The organism is Dietzia sp. E1, from assembly GCF_014145015.1.
Lineage (GTDB): Bacteria > Actinomycetota > Actinomycetes > Mycobacteriales > Mycobacteriaceae > Dietzia > Dietzia cinnamea_A.
The window spans coordinates 1-4538 of sequence record NZ_JAALDU010000505.1 but is presented as its reverse complement, the minus strand read 5'-3'; the positions used below and the strand labels follow the sequence as shown (position 1 = coordinate 4538).

The following is a 4538-nucleotide window of genomic DNA, read 5'->3' as shown; positions in this document are numbered from 1 at the left end:
GCGGCCGACCCCGCGGCCGACTCCGGGACGGGTGTCGTCATCGGTCATCGCCCCCGGCACCGCCGGCGTGGACCCGGGGCGTGGGCACCACCCTGCCCAGCGCGGCCTCGAGGGCGGCGCCGACCCGGACGACGAGCCGGTCCTCGAAGCGGGCCCCCACCACCTGCAGACCCACCGGCAGGCCGGCGTCGGTCGTCCCGCACGGAACGCTCAACGCCGGCTGCTGGGTCATGTTGAACGGATAGGTGTAGGGCGTCCACGAGGTCCAGTCCGGGCTGTGCCAGCCCGGCGGCACGTCCGACCCCACGTCAAAGGCCGGGATCGGGGTGGTGGGGGTGATGAGGATGTCGTACCGCTGGTGGAAATCGGCCATCCTCGCCCCCAGCGCCATGCGGACGGCGACCGCGTCGAGGTAGTCGGCGGCGGAGTAGTCGTGGTACCGCCCCAGGGCCTCGCGCATCGACGGGTCCACGCGCTCGATCGCGTCCGGCCCGTGCGACGCGAGGACCGCGGCCAGGCCCGCGAACCACAGGACGTGGAACGCGTCGACGGGATCGGTCACGCCCGGGTCCACGGTGTCGACGTGCGCCCCGAGCTCGGAGAGGACGCCGACCGCGCGGGTGACCTCGCGCTCGACGTCGGCATCGTTCCGACCGAAGCCCAGCGTGGGACTGTAGGCGACCCGCAGGCCCTCGAGCGGGCGATCGCCCCGCGTCCCCTCGGTCGCCGCGGCCAGATACCCGCCCGGGCCGGGCGTGGTGGCGCGCGCGGGGACGGCGGACCAGTCCCGCGGGTCGGGACGCAGCAGAGCGTCCATGAACGCGGCGGTGTCGGACACCGTGCGGGTCATCGGCCCGGCGTGCGCGAGCGTGCCGAACGGGCTCGACGGGAACATCGGGATGACCCCGTAGGTGGGCTTGAGCGCGACGATCCCGCAGAACGCGGCGGGGATCCGGACCGAGCCGCCGCCGTCGGTGCCCAGTGCGAGCTGCCCGAGCCCGGCGGCGACCGCCGACGCCGCCCCACCGCTCGAACCGCCCGGGGTCAGGGCCGGGTCATGCGGGTTGCGGGTGATCCCGGTGAGCGTGTTGTCGGTGACGCCCTTCCACGCGAACTCCGGGGTCGTGGTCTTGCCGATCACCACGCATCCGGCCTCGTGGACCGCGGAGGTCACCGGGGCGTCGTCGGGCCAGGACGCCGGATCGGTGGCGCCCGGTTTGTCGGCCAGCAGGTGGGAGCCCCGCAGGGTCGGGACGCCCCGGGTGTAGAAGATGTCCTTGATCGATGTGGGTACCCCGTCGAGCGGACCGAGCGGCGCGCCGCTCCTGTACCGCTCCTCGGAACGCCTGGCCTCGGCGAGGGTCGCCTCGCGGTCGACGTGGCAGAAGGCGTTGATCCTCCCGTCCACCCGCTCGATGGCGTCGAGCGCCTCCTCGGCCGACTCCACCGGGGAGTACGCGCCGTCCCGGAAACACTCGGCGAGCTCAAGCGCCGTCAGGGTGACTGTCATGCGGGCACCTTCCACCGAACCGTCTGATTGTCGACAATCGTACAGCGCGGCGGCGCCCGGTCAAGGTCCGGTCGGCCCGCGGGACTCAGCGGTCGAGGACGGCCTTGAGGAACGTGCGGGTCCGCTCCTGCTGCGGGTCCGTGAAGATCGCCTCCGGCGTCCCCTCCTCGACGATCTTGCCCTTGTCGAACACGAGGACGCGGTCGGCGACGTCGCGGGCGAAGCCCATCTCGTGGGTGACGATGAGCATCGTGATGTCGGTGGACTCGGCGATCATCCGGAGGACCCCGAGCACGTCCGCCACCAGCTCCGGGTCGAGGGCCGAGGTGACCTCGTCGAGCAACAGGATGTCCGGGTCCATCGCGAGCGCGCGGGCGATGGCGACCCGCTGCTGCTGGCCGCCCGAGAGCGTGGTGGGGTGGGCGTTCTCCTTGTCCGAGAGCCCCACGGTGGCCAGGAGTTCCCGCGCCCGCGCCTCCGCCTCCTCCTTCGATCTGCCCAGGACGTGGATGGGCGCCTCGGTGATGTTCCTCAGCACCGTCATGTTGGGGAACAGGTTGAACTGCTGGAACACCATGCCGATCTTTGATCGGACGGCCCGCAGATGCTTCTGAGAGGGTTTGACCAGCTTGCCGTCCCTGAGCTGGTGGGTCAGCGGCTCGCCCTCCACCCAGATCACGCCGTCGTCCACCGACTCGATCGTCATCAGCAGCCGCAGGATCGTCGTCTTGCCCGATCCGCTCGGTCCGATCAGTGCCACGCGCTCGCCGCGCCGCACGGTGAAGTCGAGGTGGTCCAGGACGGTGTGGTCGCCGAACTTCTTGACCACCTTCTCGAACACCACCATCGGGGCGTCGTCGGCGCCCGTGGACCCCGGCCCGGCCGATGGCGTGTGACCGGCGGGGGCGGCGTCGCCGGCCGGGGTGGTGTCGTCAGTAGGCAAGGGACTTCTCCAGTCTCCGGATGAGAATCGATGTCGGGTAGCTCGCGAGTAGGAAGATCACGCCGGCGAGCGTGATCGGCTCGAGGTACTGGAAGTTCCGGGCGCCGTACTGCTGCGCTGCCGTGACCATCTCCACCACGGTGATGGCGAAGAGGAAGGGAGTGTCCTTGAACAGCGAGATCGCATAGTTGCCGAGGGCCGGGACGGTGTTGCGGATCGCCTGCGGGAGCACGACCGCCCGCCACGTCCGGCCCGCGGGCAGGGACAGCGCCTGCGCGGCCTCCCACTGCCCCCGCGGAACGGCGTCGATGCCCGCGCGGTACACCTCCGCCATGTAGGTCGCGTAGTGCACGCCGATCACCCCGATGCCGATCTGCAACGCAGTGAACTGTGGGAGCAGGAAGTAGGCGAACAGCAGCTGCACCACGAGCGGCGTGAGCCGGATGAACTCGGTCACCATGCGCAGGGGCACCGTGATCACCGCGGGCGCGGCCCGACGGAGCACCGCCACGACCAGTCCCAGTGCGGCGGCGATGAGGAATCCGACCACGGTGGCGAGCAGCGTGATCCTGAACCCCTCGAGCAGGACGGGCACGGCCTCGGCGGCGCGTTCCCAACTCCAGTCGACACTCATCGTCCGACCCCCACTGCCTCGTCGACCCGTTCGGGACGCAGACTCAGGACCTCACGCATCGACGGCCCGACACCGAGTCGGGACTTCGCGCCGACCTCCAGCATGTTCATGAACAGGGTGAGCACGTAGGCGATGAGGAAGTACAGCACCAGTCCGATCCCGAAGGCGAAGACGGTGTCACCGGTGACCCGCCGCAGCTCGCCGATGTGGAAGGTCAGGTCCTGGAGCAGGATGAAGCTGGCCAGTGCACTGCCCTTGAGCAGCTGGATCAGCAGATTGTTGAGCGGCGGGATCATCTGCACCCACGCCTGCGGGAAGACGATCCGGTACAGGCGCTGCCACGACGTGAAGTTGAGGGCCAGCGCGGCCTCCCACTGCGGGGCCGGCACGGCCGCCAGCGACCCGCGCACCACCTCGGCCGCATACGCCCCGTAGTTGAGCCCCAACGCGAGGATCCCGCAGAAGAGCGGGTCGAGCTCGTAGCCGAGCAGCGGCAGGACGAAGAACAGCCAGAACAGCTGCACCAGGAGGGAGGTCCCGCGGAAGAACTCGACGATCGTCCTCGACACCCCGCGGATGAGCATGGAGCGGGAGCCCGCCGCGACACCCAGCACGAGCGCCAACGCGAACGCCAGGGCCGCGCCACCGAGAGTGAGGTAGATGGTGGTGACGATGCCTTCCTGGAAGCGCGGCCACGCCTCCAGGAAGGCATCGATATTACTGTCCACCGCCGGCTACTCGACCCCGGCGCACAGGTCGGCGGTCGTCAGTTCGGGATCGGGCATCTCTTCTTCCGTGAACCCGAACTCGCCCACGATGGAGAGGTACTTCTCCGGGTCGGAGGTGATCTTCGCCAGTTCCTCGTTGTAGGCGTCCAGCAGCTCCTTGTCGTCGGTGCGGAACACGGTGCCGCCGGCGCCGACCTGCGGCACCCCGTTGATCTCGGCGACGAACGACTGGGTGACCTCGACGGGCGCGTCGGGGTTGTTGTTCTTCATCCAGTTAAGCGAGATCCCGGTCAGCGCGAAGACGTCGGCGCGCCCGGACGTCACCGCGTCCATCCCGTCCTGCGGGGTGGCGACCTGCATGGAGTCGATGCCCAGCTCGGTCGCGTAGTCGGACTCGATCGCGCCCGTCATGGTCGCCAGCCGCGCTCCGCTGTCCGCCACCGACTGCATGTCGGTGAGGTTCATCGGGTTGCCCTCCTCGACCATGAGCGCGGTGGTGTAGTTGAACTCCGGCTCGCTGAACGCGGCCTGCTCGCAGCGCTCCGGCAGGATCGACATCCCGGCGCTGACCACGTCGAAGCGGTTGGCCTGCAGGCCGGGGATCAGTGCGCCGAAGTCGGCGTTCACGCCCTCGACGGTCTCGATGCCCAGGTTGCCGAAGATCTCGCGGTGCAGCGCGACGGTGGCGCCGGTCAGCTCCCCGTTCTCCATGAACGAGTACGG

5 protein-coding genes are annotated in these 4538 nt (G+C 69.7%); all 5 read right to left on the bottom strand.

The window, feature by feature from the left end:
* Positions 1-37: 37 nt before the first annotated feature.
* The gene (locus G6030_RS14740; RefSeq protein ID WP_182643632.1) at positions 38-1510 is read right to left on the bottom strand and encodes an amidase; all 1473 of its coding nucleotides are present in this window, start codon (positions 1508-1510) and stop codon (positions 38-40) included.
* Between the two features lie 85 nt (positions 1511-1595).
* Entirely contained in the window at positions 1596-2357 is a 762-nt protein-coding gene (ehuA, locus tag G6030_RS14735) for an ectoine/hydroxyectoine ABC transporter ATP-binding protein EhuA (protein ID WP_061916514.1), read from the bottom strand.
* Positions 2358-2442: 85 nt separating this feature from the next.
* Complete coding sequence (gene ehuD, locus G6030_RS14730; RefSeq protein ID WP_007628425.1) at positions 2443-3087, bottom strand: ectoine/hydroxyectoine ABC transporter permease subunit EhuD; 645 nt, start codon at positions 3085-3087, stop codon at positions 2443-2445.
* The gene (gene ehuC / locus G6030_RS14725; RefSeq protein WP_007628426.1) at positions 3084-3815 is read right to left on the bottom strand and encodes an ectoine/hydroxyectoine ABC transporter permease subunit EhuC; all 732 of its coding nucleotides are present in this window, start codon (positions 3813-3815) and stop codon (positions 3084-3086) included. Before ehuC ends, ehuD begins: the two co-directional genes overlap by 4 nt.
* Positions 3816-3821: 6 nt before the next feature.
* Positions 3822-4538: transporter substrate-binding domain-containing protein (locus G6030_RS14720; RefSeq protein WP_182643631.1), on the bottom strand; the 717-nt coding region annotated here is incomplete at its 5' end.